Below are 17942 nucleotides of genomic sequence, written 5' to 3' on the forward strand. Positions count from 1 at the left end.
GGGCGACGACGACCGGCAGGTAGCGTGTGCAGCACGGCGGCTGCGCCTGGGGCGGCTCGCTCTCGAGGCGTGTCCGGCCTGGCTGGCATCGGTGTCGGAACCAGGTTGACGACAGTGTCGAGACCAGATCCATAACGAGGTGAGGAGATCGGATGCGCATCGGAGTTCCGGCGGAGGTCAAGGACAACGAATTCCGGGTCGCGATCACGCCGGCCGGAGTGCATGCCCTGGTGGGTCACGGTCATCAGGTGTGCGTCGAGTCGGGGGCCGGCGTCGGGTCGGGGATCGGCGACGCCGAGTACCTGGCGGCAGGAGCGGTCCTCAGTGACGACGCCGCGACGGTGTGGACCGATGCCGAGATGGTGCTCAAGGTCAAGGAGCCCGTCGCCGCCGAGTACGACCTTCTGCACGAGGGCCTTCTGCTGTTCACCTACCTGCATCTGGCCGCCGACAAGCCGCTCGCCGAGGCCCTGCTCCGCCACCGGGTGACGTCGTTGGCCTACGAGACCGTCGAGACCGACGACCATCAGCTGCCGTTGCTCTCGCCGATGTCCGAGATCGCCGGCAAGCTCGCCCCCCAGGTCGGCGCGAACTGCCTGATGCAGTCCCACGGCGGCAACGGGACGCTGCTCGGCGGGGGAACCGGTGTCCACAAGGGCAAGGTCGTCGTTCTCGGTGGCGGGGTCGCCGGGCTCTGCGCCGCCCAGATCGCTCTCGGGATGGGTGCCGGCGTCACCGTCTACGACGTCAATACTGCGCGGATGCGTTACATCTCCGACATCTCGTCGGGCCACATCGCCACCGAGTTCTCCACCGGGCTGGGTGTCGCCACCGCCTGCCGTGATGCCGATCTGGTGATCGGATCGGTGCTGGTTCCGGGCGCACGTACCCCGCACCTGGTCAGCAATGAGACCGTCGCGCAGATGAAGCCGGGATCAGTGCTGGTGGACATCGCCATCGACCAGGGCGGATGCTTCGAGGACTCCCATCCGACCACGCACACCGATCCGACGTTCCGGGTGCATGACTCGCTCTTCTACTGCGTGGCCAATATGCCGGGTGCGGTGCCCCACACCTCGACGATGGCGCTCACCAACTCGACCCTGGGTTACGCCACCCTGCTGGCCGATCAGGGCTGGCACAAGGCCATCCAGACCCGGCGCGATCTTGCTCGCGGCCTGACGACCCACGACCGGGAGCTGTACTCGCTACCGGTGGGCGAGGCCCTGAGCATCCCGACCTGCAATATCGCCGACCTGACGAACTAGCGCCCCTCGGCGTGCCCGGCCCGCGACGCGGACCGGGCACGCGCCGGGCCCCCGCTACGGGGTTTCGAAGGGGTTGTCCTCAGCTCCTCAACTCATCAGAGACGGTCCGGACCACCGTGCGCAGGTCGAGCCACCACTGCTGGCGGGGACGCCGGTGCTGCGGGTCGACCAGGGAGTTCATGGTCTCCATCGCGCCCGCGTAGGTGCTTCCGTCGCGGATCCCCATGAACCAGGCGCCGTCCTGATCGGCCGCCAGCTCGTCGTCCACCAGGTTCAGCGCGCGGTAGCTGAGCCGGGTGGCGAGCAGCCGGTCGAAGGGGGACGGCGACCCGCCCTGCTGCATGTGCCCCAGCACGGCCGTGCGTACGTCGTACATCCCGTGCGACTCCTCCTCCATCATCTGGGCGAGGAATTCGGTGGTGTAGTTCTTCGAGGCGTTCTCGTTGCGCACCGCCAGGAACAGCCGGCGTCCCTTCGCGAAGGACTCCCGCAGCCAGTGGACGTCGGTCACCAGATCGTCCAGGCTGATGCCGTCCTCGTTGAGGTAGATCCGCTCGGCGCCGGCCGCGATCCCGCTCATCATGGCGAGGTAGCCGCAGTTCTTGCCCATCGTCTCCACCACGAAGCAGCGCTTGGAGGCGATGCCGGACTCCTTGATCTTGTCCATCGCGTCGACGATGACGTTGAGCGCGGTGTCGGCGCCGATCGACAGCTCCGAGCCCGGCAGGTTGTTGTCGATACTGGCCGGCACGCAGACGGTGGGGATCCGGAAGGCGGGGTAGCGGTCCCGCTCCGTCGTCATCTTGTGGACGCCGTCATAGGCGGAGTAGCCGCCGATCACCACCAGTGCGTCGATCTCGTTCTTCTCCAGGGCCCGGCTGATCGCGTACAGGTCCTGGGTCGCCGGCACCTCGCGGCGGGTCCCGAGCATCGCGCCGCCCTCGCCGGTGAGCCCTTCCACCTGGCTCCAGGTGATCTCGGCCAGGTCCCCGGCGGCCAGGCCGACGAAGCCGTTGTGGATGCCGATCATGGTGTGGCCGCGGGAGATGCCCAGCCGCACGAGGGCGCGCATGGCCGTGTTCATGCCCGGGGCCGGCCCGCCGGCGTGCATCACCCCGATTCGCCTGTAGTCCTTCTCGGGGCTGGTGCGCACCGGATCGGCCAGCTCGGAGAAGATGGCGTCCATCTCGGTGAAGGAGTGCCCGCGCATCCGCATGGCGTCGCGGTACCGCCCGGCCTCGATGAGCTTGGGCACCTCCTGGGTGTCTGCGACGGCCTTGACCAGGGACAGCCGCTCGGAGCGGTTGGACCGGGTGCCCACGACCATCCCCTCGGACTCGGGGGTCGCGGTGAGCACCTCGTGGACGGCGTTGTAGCCCAGCCAGGTCGACGCCCAGCGGTCGTAGGCGCTGGGTTTGCCGCCGCGCTGGACGTGGCCCAGGATCGTGACGCGGGCGTCCTCGTCGAGCCGGTCGGCCAGCACCTGGCGGACGTACTCGGCCTTGATCGGACGGCCCTCGCGGTCGGTGGCGCCCTCGGCGATGATGACGATGGAGTCGCGACGGCCCGACTGGCGCCCCTTGCGCAGCTCGGCGCACATCTCCTCCTCCCAGCCCGGGGCCGGGGGCTGCTCGGGGACCAGGACGTAATCGGCCCCGCCGGCGACCGCACTCATCAGCGCCAGGTAGCCGCAGTGGCGTCCCATCACCTCCACGACGAAGGATCGCTGATGGCTGGCGGCGGTGGAGGCGAGATCGTCGATGGCGTCGACGATCCGGTGCAGGGCGGTGTCGGTGCCGATCGTCATGTCGGAGCCGACGAGATCGTTGTCGATGGAGCCGACGAGTCCGGCGATCATGAGGCTGGGATGCTCCTGGGCGACCTCCTCGGCCAGGTCGCCGCGCTCCACGAGCTCGGCCACCAGTCCGGACCATTCGTTGCGCAGCAGGTTCAGGCCGGTCAGCGACCCGTCGCCGCCGATCACGACGAGCCGGTCGATGCCCCGGTGCAGCAGGTGGCGGACGGCCTTGAGGCGTCCCTCCCGCTCCCGCATCTCCTTGGAGCGGAAGGTGCCGATGACGGTGCCCCCGCGGTTGAGGATCGAGCCGACGTCGTCCCACCCGAACTTCCGGATCCCGTCGCCGCCGTCGATCATCCCCTGGTAGCCCTCGTAGATGGCGTAGACCTCGGCGCCCACGCTGAGTGCCGAGCGCACCACTGCCCGCACCGCGGCGTTCATGCCCTGGGCGTCGCCGCCGCTGGTGAGGATGCCGATCCTTACGCCGCGGCCGTCGGGCAGGACGGGGGTCCGGCTGGTCCGGTCGAAGATGCGCTGTTCGTCACGATCGTCGTTTCGCACGGGACCAAGTCTGCCGGTTGGTCGTCGCCCGTGCGAGGGCCGGGTCCCGATTCGGACGAATTGTCAGGACGTTTGGACGAGTGTAGGGGTGGGGCCGCGACGCCGCCACGGGGCGGACCCGCCCCCCACCGCGACAGTGCTCAGGCGCCGGACGGCTCAGAAGAAGCTGCCGTCGATGTCGGCGACGGCCACGACCTTCTGATTGACGAACTCCTTGAGCCCCAGGTCGAGCAGTTCGCGTCCGTAGCCGGAGCGCTTCACCCCGCCGAAGGGGATGTCGGGCGCGACGCCGGTGGGCTGGTTGATGAAGACCATTCCGGTGTCCATCCGCCGGGCGACGTCCTGTGCGCGTGCGATGTCGCTGGAGAACACCGAACCGCCCAGCCCGAACGGCGAGGCGTTGGCGATCCGCACGGCGTCCTCCTCGTCGGCGGCCCGGTACAGCTGGGTGACCGGTCCGAAGAACTCCGTCCTGGCGGTCTCCGAGCCCTCCGGGATATCGGTGAGCAGGACGGGCCTGACGAACGCCCCCTGCTCGGGGACCGGAGCCCCGATCGTCTCGACCGTGACGCCCTCGTCCCTGGCCGCTTCCACCTGTTCGGCGAGGGCATCGGCGGCCTGCTGGGAGGACAACGGCGCCAGCGTGGTCGCCGGATCCATCGGGTCCCCGGCGACCAGCCCCGCCACGCCCTTGCGGTAGTGCTCCAGGAACTCGTCGTAGACGGAGTCGACGACGATGAGCCGCTTGGAGCTGGTGCAGACCTGGCCGGCATTCCAGTGCCGGCCGAGCACGGCCCAGTCCGCGGCCTTGGCGACGTCGGCGTCGTCGAGGACGACGAAGGCGTCGGAGCCGCCGAGCTCCAGGGTCGACTTCTTGAGGTTCTTGGCGGCGATCGCGGCGATACTGGCCCCGGCGCCCTCTGAGCCGGTCAGCGCCACGCCGCGGACGCGTGGGTCGCCGAGGATCTGCTCGGAGGCGTCGTGGGAGGCGTAGATGTTGGTGAACAGTCCCTCTGGGGCGCCGGCCCTGAGCATGAGGTCCTGGAACTCGGCGGCGGCCTGCGGGACGATCGAGGCCTGCTTCAGAAGGACGACGTTGCCGTCGGTCACCAGTGGGGCCGTGGTGCGCACGATCTGGTAGTAGGGGAAGTTCCAGGGCTCCACGGTGTAGATGATCCCCATCGGATCATTGACCAGGGCCACGTCGGTGTCGCCGTAACCTTCAGCCTTGATATAGCGCGGCGCCAGAAGCTGGGCGCCGTGGCGGGCGTAGTACTCGAAGATCTGCGCGGTCACCTCGACCTCCGCCTCGGCCTCGGAGATGAGCTTGCCCATCTCCCGGGTGAGCACCTCGGCGTAGTGGCGATGGTCGGTGCGCAGCAGATCGGCGGCCTTCTGCAGGAGGTCTGCGCGCCGCCTCGGCGATGTGGTGCGCCACTGCCGGAAGGTGGCGTCGGCTTTCTCGATAGCGCCGTCGATCTGTTCGGCGGTGGCTGTCGGGAACTCCTTGACAGCCTCGCCTGTGTACGGATTGGTCGTGGCGTACGCCATGTCATCGCTCCTCAAATGGTGGCCGGAGCGTGTCGCCGGATCCCGGGCGGATGAGCTCGTGATCCGGCCCGCCCCTGTGTTCCGTCTGTCCCCACCCAGTCTGGTGGCCGTGATCGGACGATCAAGGGGCGGCGGCGATCATCACCGGGTCGTCGAGTGGGTAGTTCCGGCGTCATTGTGACGGTGTGGGGCGAAGTCGCCCCACAGAATCACAACGTCCGGGCCACGGCGTCCGGGGTGTGGGGAGGTCGGGATCAGAATCCGCGCAGCGAGGGCAGCGGCGCGGCGCCCCCTCCCATCCGAAACGGCGCAGCACGGCCGCGACCTGTGCGGCGACCTCGCACGGACGGCTGAACAGATCCGACCATCCGAAGCGGAGCGTGACCATGCCCATCAGCAGATGCTTGACGTCGCGCCGGGCGTCGCGGATCTCGCCCTGTCCGCGGTGCCCCAGCATGCCGTCGAGTTCGGCGATGGTCCGGTACTGCTCGTAGACGACGTCGGAGACGCTGTGCTCCGAGACCGATCTCTGCCTGGTGCCGACCGGCAGCCCGTGGGGGCGCTCCACATCGCGCAGGTAGCGGGTCTCCAGCGCGCTCTGGGCGCCTGTCGTGACCACCGCCAGGCATTCGGCGACGGCACGTCGGTTGGGCAGCCGGGTCGCCCGTTCGAGGGCGGCTGTCAGGCGCTGCGGGGTGGTCTTGCGGTCGCTGAGTGCCTTGCCGAGCAGGGCGCTGATGCCGTCGGCGGTGGCGAGCGAGCACAGGTCCAGGACTGTCTCCTCCACCGAGGAGTGCGGCGGGTTCCCGATCCGGGCGCGCGTCCCGCGGTGGAAGGCCCACGGCCATGCCGTCCCGGTGGCGGGGCGGCGCCGGTAGTGGGCGTCCGCCGGCGCCCAGATGTCGATCCTGGACGGTCGGGGCGAGATGCCGACGAGGTACGCCGCAGCCTCGCCGCCGACCGAGGATCCGGGGCCGCCGATGAGCAAGCCCGCCCACGCCAGCTGCTCCCATCCGGTGGGACATGTGCTGTAGACGCCGCGTGCGATCCGGATCCAGGTGCCGCGATCCAGGAGCCCTCGGACGCCGTCCGTGGTGAGCCCTCCATCGAGGGCCTGTCGACGGGTGATCACGCCCGCCTGATCACCTGCCAGCCGCAGCAGAGGCTGCGGGATCTGAGTCGTGGGCTTCATGACAGGCAATCGTGGTGGGTGAGTCGGGCCCGGGGAAGAGTCTGCGGCGCCCGGACAACACCTCGGGCCGTTCGGACAACACATCCGGGATCGGGACAACACTTCGGACAACACCCTGTGGCGATCCGATGGGTAACACGTCCAATGTCTGTGGCGCGGTGCCGTCACCTGCTATTGCCCCGGCGTCATTGTGACGGTGTGGGGCGAAGTCGCCCCACAGGGTCACAGTGTTCGGATCACGGCGTCCAGGGCGTGGCCCGCCGACTGACGTCGTTGTTCAGCACTGGCTCGTGGAGAAGGCCGAGCTGCGCACGATGATCTTCGTGACGTCGCCCCCCGAGACGAGGAAGTCCATCTCCGAGCCGTCCGAGGAGATCGCCAGTACCTTCTCGACCGCCTCGTACGGGTAGCTGCTCGTGACGTCGGTGAGCTTGCTGCCGTAGATCTGGATCAGCCGCGACAGTGACGTCCCGATCCCCGCCCCGCTCTTCGTGCGGTTCGAGCCACCCTCGATGGTGAAGGCCTGGACCGTGCCGTCCTTGGTCCAGATGTCGGGCACGAAACCGCTGTAGGACGAGTACGGCGGGGTCGATCTGGTGCATGAGCCGCTGAGATCGCTGGGAAGCAGCTGGGTCGTCGACAGGTCGTCGACGGCCTTGGTGATGTGCAGGGCGCCGAGACCGGCGGTGTTGAGCTCCGCGGTGCTCACCAGCCGGAAGACCACCTCTGGATCGCAGAACTTCTGGTTCATCACCGCCGAGGTCTCCACGGACTCCTTGCTGCCCAGCCGCATCAGCGCACTGCATTCGCTCTCGGTGGTGATGACGCCGTCCGGCAGCTTCTGCCACTGTCCACCGCGCGACGTCATCACCAGGTGGCCGCCGTCCTCGGAGGCCGACCGTCCGTCGATGGAGAAGTCGGACGCAAAGGCGACGGCAGTCCGACCGGTGGCCGTCAGCGAGACCCATGACACGTCCAGCGTGTTGTCGCCGTAGAGCTGTTTGACCAGCTCGGCCGTGGGCTTCGAGACGCCGTCATTGACGACGGTCCGGGAGCTCGAGGTGGAGAATCCACCGGCGCCGGCCGCGGAGGTGGCTGCGGCCGGCCCGGTGGCCGTTCCGGAATCACCGCCACGGGCGTAGCGGATTCCGAATCCGAGGCCCACCGCCACGACCAGCACGGCGGCCACGATGCCGATCGTGCGCCCGCGATGAGTCCCCGTCTGCTGGGGCTGCTGGGCCGGTGGAGCGGGCGACTGGGGCGCCGCGGGGAAGGGCTGAGGGTACGGGGTGGGCTGGGAGGTCGGCGGGTACGGGGACTGCTGGGGGTATCCGTAGGCCCCGGTGACCGTCTGGCCCGAGATGGCCGAGCCCGGGGACTGGGGGTACGGGGACTGCGGCGGGTAGGGGGACTGCGGCGGGTAGGGGGACTGCTGGGGGTATCCGTAGGCCCCGGTGAAGGTCTGGCCCGAGATGGCCGAGCCCAGCGTCTGGGGGTACGGCGACTGCTGCGGGTACGGGGACTGCTGTGACAGGGGACCGGCACCGGGCGTCGCTCCGAAGGGCGTGCCCACGACCGTCGGTCCTGGCGGATTCTGCGCCCCGAGGGAGGGCTCACTCTGGGCGGACGCCTGCTCGGCGCCCGGCACCCACGACGGCCAGGCCGAATCCGCCGAGCCTCCGTGACTCGCGACGCCGCCTGTCGGCAGGGAGGCCTGCTTCCACAGATCGGTGGTGTCCTGCTCGTCCGCGCTCCGGGGCAATCTCTCGTCATCCATCGACGCCAACCTCCTGTGTGAGAGACCCCAGCATCTTCGCACACAGTTCACACGGTGGAGTCGGACGGACCCACCGGATCGCATCCCGGAACGCGGGCTCACCCGAACGGGGGACACGGGCCTGAAAGGCGACGCCGACGTCTCTCCAGTGTCCTGTGTGCTTGCTTTGCGTCTCTATCTCCGGCGTTGGCCCTCTAGCAGGAGGGCCAACGCCGGAGATAGAGACGCAAAGCAAGCACACAGAAATGCGTGATGGAAAGAGGCAAGGAAGCTATGTGGCGCGGGTGGCCCTCGCCTCCGCCGCTCGATGACGCCCTGCACTCCGCCGCTCGATGACGCCCTGGCCTCCGCTGTCGCTACTTGATGACGTAGACCTCGATGTTGTTCTCGGCCTTGGTGCACAGCACGTACTGCCCCGAGGTGCACTCCAGGGTGTACTCCTTCTTGGTCGCCGGGCTGTACGCCGTCACGGAGAACCGGTCGCCGTGGTCGGCGGGTACCGCTGCTGCGACGTTCTCGGCGAAGGGGCACGAGGTGTTCTTGCCCCCCACCGCCACGGTCGGTGAGCACGCCTTGGCGCCGGCGGGCAGGGCCACGGCCGTCGTGGGTTCCGCGGTCGGTGTCGTGGGATCGCTGGACGAGGTCTCGCCCGACCCCTGGGTGCTCGCCGAGGAAGGGCCACCGCTGGCGTCATCGTCCTTGCCCCCCAGGCCGATCGGGCTGAAGACGACACCCAGCACGATGGCCACCGCCACGACCGCGAGTATCAGGGGCAGCCACCGTCGTCCACTCTTCTTCGGCGGTGCGGACTGCCCGCCACCCGCCGGTGGGGCCGCCATCATCGGCGCTGCCGGGCCCGGCTGAGGCATCTGCGGTTCCGGGTAGGCGCCGGGATAGGAGGCGCCGACCGCCGTCGGATAGGGGGACGTCCGGTAGAGGCCGGGCGGATAACCGGATCCGCCGACGGTTCCGGGGGAGGAGAAGGTGCCGCCCGACGGTGCCGAGCCGCCCTGTCCGGCGGGTGGGACGCCCTGGCCAGCCACGCCCTGACCCGACCCGTAGGGCCCGACAAGGGTGCCGGGGGACTGCTGGAAGGGTGCGGGGGACTGCGACGGAGACATCGCATCCCACCCCTGCCCCGCGATATAGGTCGCCGCCACTCCGGTACCGGCCGCAGCGGCGGCCCGGGACGCCCCGGGAGCGCCGACCGACGGGGTCAGGAGTTCGCCGGGGGCCTGCCCGTCGGCCAGCCGGCGCAGTTCGAGGGCCAGGATCTCGGCGGAGACAGGACGTCCCGCGGGGTCCTTGGCCAGGCAGCAGGAGATGATCTGCCACATCCGGTCGGAGAGTCCGTCGGGGCGGGCCGGCGCCTGAGCCATGTGGGCATGCATCACGGCCTCGCGGCTCGGGGCGGCGAAGGGGGTGCGCCCGGCGACCATCTCGTAGAGCATGACGCCGAATGAGTACAGGTCGCTGGCCGGGGTGGGAGGGCGACCCAGGATGATCTCGGGGGACACGTAGTTCGGGGTCCCCGCGAAGGCGGTGGAGGTGGATGCGGCGGAGTCCAGGATCTTCGAGACGCCGAAGTCGGTGATCTTGGGATGCCAGCCGCTGGTCGAGGCGCCGCCTCCCGGGGCCGAGATCCTGGTCGCCTCGGGATCGTCGGGGCCCGGGCCGGCCTTGGTGAGCAGCACGTTGGCGGGCTTGACGTCGCGGTGACAGATCTTCGCGGCGTGGATGGCCGCCAGTCCGTCGGCGATCTCGGCACCCAGACGCGCGGCGTAGTCCTCCTGCATCCGCTGGTTGTGCCCGGCGTGCTCCTTGAGCTCGGAGCCCAGGTCGGGGCCCTCGACGTACTCCATGACGATTCCGAGCGTCGCCCCCTCCATGACGACGTCGCGCACCCGCACCACCGCCGGATGGGTGATCGAGGTGAGGATCTGGCTCTCGTCGAAGAAGCGGCGCCGGATGTCGGAATCGGTGGCCAGATGCGGGTGAAGCATCTTGACCGCGACGACGCCTCCCTGCTGGTCATGGGCGCGCCAGACCTGGCCCATGGCGCCGTTGCCGATCACCTCGTCGAACTCGTAGCGGCTGCCGAGTCGGTCCCCCGGTGCGGTCATCCTCGACCTCCTTCCTCGCCGGGTCGATGGCCCCTGAATGTCATGTCAGCCTAGAAGATCCCGGCCACAGCGCCAATTGAGAGGGTCGTCGGGATGGTCCAGGGAGGTTCCTCACGCGGTCGCCTTCTGACGTCGCAGCACCAGGGCGGTCGCCACCCAGGCCACCAGGCAGATCGCGACGACGGCCCCGCAGCCGATCAGCCAGCTCTGCAGATCGTGATCCCACAGCCGGTCCTTGACCGCTCCGGGGCCGTCCAGCCGGATCTTCTGGAGGTCGATCGTGCCGGCTGCCTGGGCGTAGCCCCAGCGCCCGGGCATGGGCAGGGCGAGGATCTCCATGAAGGTGCGTCCCGAGACCTCGATGATTCCTCCGCACAGCACCAGCTGGGCCATCACTGCCACCACCATGGCAGGCATCACCTGTTCGCTCGTCGAGACCAGCGCCGATATCAGCAGGCCGATCACCGCCGAGGAGAAGGCGGTGCCGAAGACCGCCACACCCAGTTCCGGCCAGCCCGGCATGAGGATCCCGTCACCGGGACCGTCCTTGCCGATCATCACCACCCCCAGCAGCAGGACGGTCTGCAGCACGCTGAGCACCAGCAGCACGGTCACCTTCGACATCAGATACATCTGCTGGGACAGGCCCACGGCCCGTTCCCGCAGGAAGATCGGACGTTCGGCGATGAGTTCGCGGATGCTCGCCGAGACACCCATGAAGGAGGCGCCGATGATCAGGATCGTCAGCAGGGTCGAGGCCTCACCGGGATGATCTCGCCCCTGGGGCCCGAATCCGGCCGAACCCGGGACCGCCAGCGCCATCAGGGCGATGAGGACCGGCATCATGAGGCTCGACAGCACGAAGTTGCGGTCGGTGAGCATGATCCGGAACTGCCGGGAGACCAGCGTCCGCCACTGCCTGGCGGCCGAACTCACCCGCACCCGGGCCTTCCCACCGCCCTGCTGCGCATTCTGCTCGGGAGGGGCGGCGTCGGCGGCCAGCGGGCTGCCGGCGAACCTCTGCTGCCACACATCCGGCTCACCGGTGACCGCCTCGAAGACGTCGGCGTAGTCGTCCATCTGGAAGTGCGCCATGAGCTCGGCGGGTGGCCCGAAGTAGGCGATCTTTCCGCCGGGGGCCAGCAGCATCACCTTGTCGCAGGCGGCCAGGTTGGCGACGCTGTGGGTGATGACGATCACCACCCGGCCGGTGTCGGCCTGGCGGCGCAGCAGCCTCATGACCGAACGGTCGAGGTTCGGGTCCAGGCCGGAGGTGGGCTCGTCCAGGAACAGCAGACTGGGCTGGGTGAGCAGCTCCAGAGCCACCGAGACCCGCTTGCGCTGGCCCCCCGACAGCCGGGAGACGGTGGTCGAAGCATGCTCGGCCAGGCTCAGCTCGCCCATCACCCGGTCGATCTCATGATTGCGCTGATCGGCCGTGTAGTCCTTGGGCAGGCGCAGCCTCGCGGCGTAGTCGAGGGCCTGGCGGACGGTGAGGCGGCCGTGCACCAGATCGTCCTGGGGCACGACGCCGATCCGTCCGCGCAATCCGTCGTAGTTGCGGTAAAGATCCTCGCCCTCGTAGACGACGGTTCCGGCGGTGGCGGGCTGGGAGCCGGTCAGGGCCTTGAGCAGGGTGGACTTCCCGGCTCCCGAGGGACCGATCACCGCTACCAGGGAGCCTGCCGGCAGACCGAAGTTGACGTCGTCGAGGAGCTGTTTGCCGGTGGGAAGGGCGAAGGAGATGTGGTGGGCGGCCAGGGTGGTGCGCGGAGGTGCGACCAGGGACAGCTGGCCGTCGCGGCAGACCAGGGAGGTGCGGCCGACGGTGAGCCGGTCGCCGGGGCCCAGGTGACCGCGGGTGATCCGCCTGGAGTTGATCCAGGTGCCGTTGGAGCTGCGGAGATCCACGACGTCGAAGCCGTCGCCGGCGGGCCGCAGCTCGGCGTGGGCCCGGGAGACGAGCGGGTCGTCGATGCAGATCGCGGCATTGGGATCGCGGCCGACGGTCCAGGTGCCGCCGGCGGGTCGTGAAGGAGTGCCGGGGGCCTGATCGGCCATTCGGCCGGGAGGCGCGGTCGGGACGTTCGGGGCGGTCGGGACTGGGGGCGCTGATGGTCCGGTCTGGCCGGGTCCGGTGCTGTCGGCCATCCTCCGCCCGGAGGGCGGGAACGGCTGTTCTGAAGGCATCGGAGCGGTCAGGGGAGAGGACTCGGCCGGTGATGGGGCACCCCAGGCGGCGGTGCTCGGTGAGGAGCCCGGATATCCGGGGCGGGGGGTGGGGCCCGTTGGGGGAGCGGCTCCCCGCCGGGGCAAGGACGGCCCGGTGGCAGCTGATGGCCCGGCCGTTGACGGCGGCCTGCGGACCATGATCGTGCTGAAGGGGGAGGACTCGATCGGATTGTGCGAGGAGGCGGCCTCCACGGTGAGCGGATAGCCGTCGACCGCGCCGATCATGAGGGTGAACGGAGCCACCAGCACCGCACCCGGGGCCCCGGGGCCGGTATGGCCGTCCAGCCGACGCCCGTTGAGGAAGGTGCCGTTGCTGGAGCGATCCTCCACCCCCACCTGGTTGGCCCCCAGAGCGGTGAGGACGAGGTGGGCGCGTGAGACCCGGGAGTCGTCGACGGTCAGCTGGGCGAGGGGATCCCGCCCGACCGTCACCGGCGAGCCGGGGGTCAGCAGGGCGCTGCGGGGCCCGCATCTGACACTGAGGACCTGAGCTATCAGGCCTTGCTGCGCCGGGGGGAGGGAACCGATCGAGCGGGCCCCTGGGGCCCGTCCGCCGGGCATGGTCCCCGCCGAGGGGGCGTACGGCGGCGGCTGGGTCACGATGTCTCCTGTCAGCGGTGGCGAGGTTGGTGGCCGACCGGTCTCGGGCCGATGTCCTGGGCCACAGGCTAGACCGTCCCTATGCCACTTTCCGGCTCTGAGGGTACCCGGGGGCACCTGGGGGGCAGTTCTTCAGGCCGGAAGCCTTGTAGGACGTGTGGGAAATGACGCCCCGACTTCCTACACAACTTCCGGGGCCCGGGCCCCGGGCGCACCTCATTCCTCGGGGACGGTCTCCAGATCCGCCAGCCAGGCGTTCGCGACGGCGTCTGAGGGCATCCGCCAGTCCCCGCGCGGAGACAGCGAGCCTCCGGCCACCACCTTCGAGCCGTTGGGCAGGGTGGAGCGCTTGAACTGGTTGCCCACGAACCGGCGCAGGAACAGCCTTGTCCACTCCTTGATGTCACCCAGCGAGTACTCGTTGCGGTCCTCAGGACGAAATCCCGGGGGCCAGGCCCCCGCCCCGGCGTCGGCCCAGGCGTGATGGCTCATGAACACGATCCGGCTGGGCCGAAGACCCCTGCGCAGCAGGTGGAACAGGGTGAAGTCCTGGAGCTCGTAGGGCCCGATCTTCGCCTGGGTGGACTGGATCTGCTCGCCGGGACGCGACGGCACCAGCTCCGGGGAGATCTCGGTGCCCAGCACCGACTCCAGCACGGCGTCGGTGGCCTCGTCGAACTGATTCGAGGAGATGCACCAGCGGATCAGGTGCTGGATCAGCGTCTTGGGCACCCCGGGGTTGACGTTGTAGTGGCTCATCTGATCGCCCACCCCGAAGGTGCACCAGCCCAGCGCCAGCTCCGACAGGTCGCCGGTGCCCAGCACGATGCCGCCGCGCTGGTTGGCGATGCGGAACAGGAAGTCGTAGCGCAACCCGGCCTGGACGTTCTCGAAGGTGACGTCGTAGACCGGTTCGCCGTCCCCGGCCGGATGCCCCATGGCCTTGAGCATCTGCGTGGCGGCGGGGCGGATGTCGAGGATCTCGCAGGGCACCCCCATCGCCTCGCACAGCGCCAGGGCGTTGCTCTTCGTGTGGTCGCTGGTGGCGAATCCGGGCATCGTGAACGCCAGGATGTCGGAGCGCGGCCGTCCGGCCTGGTCCATCGCCTTGGCGGCGACCAGCAGGGCGTGGGTGGAGTCCAGGCCCCCCGAGACCCCGATGACCACCTTCGAGCCGCCGATCGCCTCCAGGCGGCGTCGCAGCCCGTAGACCTGGATGTTGTAGGCCTCGTAGCAGTCCTGCTCCAGCAGGCCCGGATCGTTCGGCACGAAGGGGAAGCGGCTGATCGCCCGCTCCAGGCCGATGTCGGTGCGCGGCGGGGAGAGGGCGAACGCGATCCTCCGCCAGCCGTCGAGGGCCTCGTCGGGGGTGCGGGCGGCCACGGCGCGGGCGTTGTCCCTCGCGCGGAGCGCGACGCCGTTGTCGTCGAAGGATCCCTGGCGCATCCGCTCCTGGCGGATGGCGTCGAGGTCGACGTCGGCCAGGCAGTAGCCGGGCTCCGGGTCGAAGCGCGGAGTCCTCGCCAGGAGCTCCCCGCACTCGTAGATCATCGTCTGGCCGTCCCAGGACAGGTCGGTCGACGACTCTCCCGGCCCGGCGGCGGCGTAGACGTAGGCGGACAGCTGCTTGGCCGAGGCGGCGGCGCACAGCCGGCGGCGCTCCCGGGAGCGTCCCACGGTGATCGGGGATCCCGAGAGGTTGAGCTCGACGGTCGCCCCGGCCAGGGCGGCTTCGGCGCCCGGCGAGACGGGCACCCACAGGTCCTCGCAGATCTCCACGTGGAAGGTCAGCCCCGGCAGGTCGAGGGCGTCGAAGAGCAGCCGGGTGCCGAAGGGGGCGGTGGATCCGAGGCCGGCCTCGTTCGGCGTCGGGCCCGGCAGCGCGGAGGCGACGCGCGGCAGCCGGATCGAGGAGACTCCGGGTAGGTCGGCGCCGGCCGCGAAGTGACGCTTCTCGTAGAACTCCCGGTAGTTGGGCAGATAGGACTTCGGCACGACGCCGAGCACCCGGCCGCGATGCACCACCACGGCGCAGTTGTAGAGCCGGTTGCCGTGGCGCAGCGGGGCGCCCACGACGATCACCGGCAGCAGGTCGGACGACGCCGCCCGCAGCGTCTCCACGGCGTCCAGGACGGCGTCGAGGACGACGTCCTGGAGGAGCAGGTCGTCGATGTTGTAGCCCGACAGGCACAGTTCGGGGAAGACGGCGATCGCCACGCCGCGGCCGTCGAGCTCGCGGACGGTCTCGATGATGCCGGCGACGTTGGAGGCCGGATCGCCGATGTGGACCCGGGACGTGCAGGCGGCCACCCGGGCGAATCCCTGGTCATAGGCGGAGTGGAAGTTCACGCCCCCAGTCTGGCATCACGCTTCGTCCGCGAGAACCCTCACCGGAACGTCAAGGGCCTGGTAGGTCGACCTCGCCCGGGAGTCGCGCGTCACGAGGACAGCATCGTGCTCACGTGAAGCCAGGGCGACCAGCCCGTCATATGTTGCTCCCCCGGCGACGCCTGAGGACGCGAGTTCTCGGGGCGCGTGGCGGGCGGCGGACGCAGAGAGGATCAACGGCTCTGTGAAGTTCTCCTCGATCAACGTCACCGCATCCTGCGGGGAGACGCGCGCATCCCCGGGCAAGCGGGTGAGGACCGAGTACGTCTCCGCAAGTGCGTGCCCACTCAGGGTCAAGGTTCTGCCTGAGGCCCATTCGGCGACGGCGCGGTGCTGCACGTGAGATCTTACGAGGAGGGGGATGGCGACACTGGTGTCCACAGCCAGTCGGGGCGAAGGGGTCATCGCCGACCCGCGTCGATGAGCGCGTACATCGCCTCGTCCGTGACCTCGGTCTGGCCATGGGAGACGAGTCGGCCATTGTCCTCTCGTTCGAGCCGTGCTGTCCGACCGCCGGGGATCAGTTGGAGGCCTGCGCCGTAAGCCGAGATGTCCACCGTCGTCCCGGGTGTCAGTCCCAGGGCGTCGCGTAAAGGCTTGGGAAGCACGACGCGTCCTCCCGAATCGATGATCGTCTCCATGGGAAAAGAATACCAGTGAGTTCCCATTTGTCCGTGGCACCTTCGCATGTCTGGGTGAATGACAAGCATTGGTGGATCGGGCGGTGAACTCACCGCCCGATCCACCAATGCTTGGGCGTCGATGCTACCCAGGTAGCATTGGGGTATGAAGCTGAGTGTGAGCCTGTCGAAGGAGCAGGTGGAGACCATCGACCGGTACATCCGCGCCACCGGGATGAGGTCGAGGTCCGCGGTGATCCAGAAGGCCATCGGCATGCTCGAGACGACCGGGCTGGGAGACGACTACGCCGCCGCCTGGACGGAGTGGGAGGCGTCGGGAGACGCCGAGGCATGGGAGTCCGCAGCGGCCGATGGTCTCGCCGATGATCCGCGGTGAGATCAGGCTGGTCGACCTGGATCCGGCACGCCCCGCGGAGGTGAACAAGCGGCGACCGGCCGTCATCGTCAGCAACGACGCGGCGAACCGGACGGCCGGACGACTGGGGCGAGGGGTGGTGACGGTGGTACCGGTCACCAGCAACATCAACCGGATCTTCCCGTTCCAGGTGTTGCTGCCAGCCGATGGGACAGGCCTGCGGCGCGATTCCAAGGCACAGGCCGAGCAGGTCCGCTCGGTGTCGGTCGAGCGGATCGGCCCGGTGCTGGGCGTGGTTCCGGCAGACCTCATGACCAGAGTCGATGACGCCCTGAGGCTCCACCTGGAGCTATAGGGACTCCCGGCCTCGACATTGTGATTCTGTGGGGCGAACTCACCCCACAACGTCACAGTGTCGGTGGCATACCGGGGCCGATGGGCGCGGCACGAAGCAGCACCTCAGGCCGTCTCGAGTTCGGCGAGGGTGGGCGGGTTCGCCCCATCACGGGAGACCGTGATGCCGGCGATGAGGGCGCAGCGTTCCAGGACTGCCTCCAGCTGGGGCGCGGTGATCCGGCCCAGGGCGTCGCGGTTGTCGGCACCGAGCAGCCCGGCGCTCCACAGCCCGTCGATGAGTCCGGCCATGAAGGAGTCGCCGGCGCCCACCGTGTCGGCCACCGTCACTTTCTTCGCGGGCAGGTGCACCTCCAGACCTGAAGCGGTCCGTGCGATCACGCCGTCGCCGCCGCAGGTCATCACCAGCAGCTTGGGGCCGAGATCCAGCCAGCCCGCCAGTACCTCCTCGGCGTCGGCCCCCTCGCCGAGGTAGGCGAGGTCCTCGTCGGAGGCCTTGACGACGTCGGCCAGCCGCACGAATCCCTCGACCACCTCGCGGGCCGCGGCGGGGTCGGGCTGCAGGTCGGGGCGGATGTTCGGGTCGTAGGTGATCGTGGCGGACGGGCGGGCGTCGATCACCGCGCTGCGGACGACGTCGACCCCCGGTTCGATGGTCGCCCCCAGCGAGCCGGTGTGCAGCACGGGGCAGTCGGCGGGCAGGTCGACCCGCGGCAGCGACCAGTCCAGGTCGAAGACGTAGGTCGCCTTGCCGTCCTCGGTCACCGTCGCGGTGGCCGTCGACGTCCTGGCGGCGTTGCGGACGATGTCGGCCAGCCCCACCTTGTCGGCGGCCAGATGGGCCTCGATGACGTCGCCGCGCTCGTCGTCGCCGTACCAGGTGGCCAGCTCGACATCGCGCCCCAGCCGGGCCAGCCCGATGGCGACATTCATCGGCGATCCGCCGGGATGCTCGCTGACGGTGCCGCCCTTGTGGACGACGTCGATGAGGGCCTCCCCGATGACCAGTGCGGTGGGTTGTGATGCGGCGCTGCTCATGACGGTTCCTCCAGATCCGGGGCGTGATGCTAGAGGCCAAGTCTGCCCTGTTCGCCCGGCGCGC

General features: G+C 69.4%; 13 protein-coding genes. 3 read left to right on the forward strand and 10 right to left on the reverse strand.

All coding sequences use genetic code 11. The annotated features are described in order from the left end of the window. Positions 1–152 precede the first annotated feature (152 nt). Positions 153–1268: an alanine dehydrogenase gene (gene ald, locus JS278_RS01000; RefSeq protein ID WP_114043559.1), complete on the forward strand. Its 1116-nt coding sequence runs from the start codon at positions 153–155 to the stop codon at positions 1266–1268. A 79-nt stretch (positions 1269–1347) separates the two neighbouring features. On the opposite strand, the gene JS278_RS01005 is transcribed toward ald, so the two are convergent. The 9 genes from JS278_RS01005 to JS278_RS01045 form a co-directional block, all read right to left on the reverse strand. Next, positions 1348–3627, reverse strand: a complete 2280-nt coding sequence (locus JS278_RS01005; RefSeq protein WP_245935158.1) for a 6-phosphofructokinase — start codon at positions 3625–3627, stop codon at positions 1348–1350. 156 nt (positions 3628–3783) lie between these two features. Beyond that, positions 3784–5178, reverse strand: a complete 1395-nt coding sequence (locus tag JS278_RS01010) for an aldehyde dehydrogenase family protein (RefSeq protein ID WP_114043560.1) — start codon at positions 5176–5178, stop codon at positions 3784–3786. A 172-nt stretch (positions 5179–5350) separates the two neighbouring features. Beyond that, the gene (locus JS278_RS01015) at positions 5351–6370 is read right to left on the reverse strand and encodes a type IV toxin-antitoxin system AbiEi family antitoxin domain-containing protein (RefSeq protein WP_181833785.1); all 1020 of its coding nucleotides are present in this window, start codon (positions 6368–6370) and stop codon (positions 5351–5353) included. Positions 6371–6647: 277 nt separating this feature from the next. After that, positions 6648–8147: a hypothetical protein gene (locus JS278_RS01020; RefSeq protein ID WP_114043561.1), complete on the reverse strand. Its 1500-nt coding sequence runs from the start codon at positions 8145–8147 to the stop codon at positions 6648–6650. Positions 8148–8503: 356 nt separating this feature from the next. Next, positions 8504–10270 carry a serine/threonine-protein kinase gene (locus JS278_RS01025; protein ID WP_114043562.1) on the reverse strand — a complete coding sequence of 589 codons (1767 nt, stop codon included), beginning with the start codon at positions 10268–10270 and terminating at the stop codon, positions 8504–8506. 111 nt (positions 10271–10381) lie between these two features. Then, positions 10382–13102, reverse strand: coding sequence for an ATP-binding cassette domain-containing protein (locus tag JS278_RS01030; RefSeq protein WP_114043563.1), 2721 nt, complete (start codon positions 13100–13102; stop codon positions 10382–10384). A gap of 216 nt (positions 13103–13318) precedes the next feature. Then, positions 13319–15451, reverse strand: a complete 2133-nt coding sequence (locus JS278_RS01035; RefSeq protein WP_114043564.1) for an NAD(+) synthase — start codon at positions 15449–15451, stop codon at positions 13319–13321. Positions 15452–15466: 15 nt separating this feature from the next. Continuing rightward, on the reverse strand, positions 15467–15895 hold the full coding sequence (locus JS278_RS01040; protein WP_114043565.1) for a type II toxin-antitoxin system VapC family toxin: 429 nt from the start codon (positions 15893–15895) through the stop codon (positions 15467–15469). Further along, entirely contained in the window at positions 15892–16131 is a 240-nt protein-coding gene (locus JS278_RS01045) for an AbrB/MazE/SpoVT family DNA-binding domain-containing protein (protein WP_114043566.1), read from the reverse strand. The genes JS278_RS01040 and JS278_RS01045 overlap by 4 nt, the downstream gene beginning before the upstream one ends. Positions 16132–16276: 145 nt before the next feature. Between JS278_RS01045 and JS278_RS01050 the strand changes: the two genes are divergently transcribed. Both JS278_RS01050 and JS278_RS01055 read left to right on the forward strand, forming a co-directional pair. Continuing rightward, positions 16277–16507, forward strand: a complete 231-nt coding sequence (locus JS278_RS01050) for a ribbon-helix-helix domain-containing protein (protein ID WP_114043567.1) — start codon at positions 16277–16279, stop codon at positions 16505–16507. After that, the gene (locus tag JS278_RS01055; RefSeq protein ID WP_114043568.1) at positions 16494–16841 is read left to right on the forward strand and encodes a type II toxin-antitoxin system PemK/MazF family toxin; all 348 of its coding nucleotides are present in this window, start codon (positions 16494–16496) and stop codon (positions 16839–16841) included. The genes JS278_RS01050 and JS278_RS01055 overlap by 14 nt, the downstream gene beginning before the upstream one ends. A gap of 104 nt (positions 16842–16945) precedes the next feature. Here JS278_RS01055 and JS278_RS01060 read toward each other — a convergent pair whose 3' ends face one another. Further along, the gene (locus JS278_RS01060) at positions 16946–17878 is read right to left on the reverse strand and encodes a carbohydrate kinase family protein (protein WP_114043569.1); all 933 of its coding nucleotides are present in this window, start codon (positions 17876–17878) and stop codon (positions 16946–16948) included. Positions 17879–17942: the final 64 nt, after the last annotated feature.

The organism is Acidipropionibacterium virtanenii (assembly GCF_003325455.1).
Taxonomy (GTDB): Bacteria; Actinomycetota; Actinomycetes; order Propionibacteriales; family Propionibacteriaceae; genus Acidipropionibacterium; species Acidipropionibacterium virtanenii.

Coding starts and splice junctions, on each gene's coding strand:
- ald (WP_114043559.1), top strand. CDS start 153: ATGCGCATCGGAGTTCCGGCGGAGGTCAAGGACAACGAATTCCGGGTC.
- JS278_RS01010 (WP_114043560.1), bottom strand. CDS start 5,178: ATGGCGTACGCCACGACCAATCCGTACACAGGCGAGGCTGTCAAGGAG.
- JS278_RS01015 (WP_181833785.1), bottom strand. CDS start 6,370: ATGAAGCCCACGACTCAGATCCCGCAGCCTCTGCTGCGGCTGGCAGGT.
- JS278_RS01020 (WP_114043561.1), bottom strand. CDS start 8,147: ATGGATGACGAGAGATTGCCCCGGAGCGCGGACGAGCAGGACACCACC.
- JS278_RS01025 (WP_114043562.1), bottom strand. CDS start 10,270: ATGACCGCACCGGGGGACCGACTCGGCAGCCGCTACGAGTTCGACGAG.
- JS278_RS01040 (WP_114043565.1), bottom strand. CDS start 15,895: ATGACCCCTTCGCCCCGACTGGCTGTGGACACCAGTGTCGCCATCCCC.
- JS278_RS01045 (WP_114043566.1), bottom strand. CDS start 16,131: ATGGAGACGATCATCGATTCGGGAGGACGCGTCGTGCTTCCCAAGCCT.
- JS278_RS01050 (WP_114043567.1), top strand. CDS start 16,277: ATGAAGCTGAGTGTGAGCCTGTCGAAGGAGCAGGTGGAGACCATCGAC.
- JS278_RS01055 (WP_114043568.1), top strand. CDS start 16,494: ATGATCCGCGGTGAGATCAGGCTGGTCGACCTGGATCCGGCACGCCCC.
- JS278_RS01060 (WP_114043569.1), bottom strand. CDS start 17,878: ATGAGCAGCGCCGCATCACAACCCACCGCACTGGTCATCGGGGAGGCC.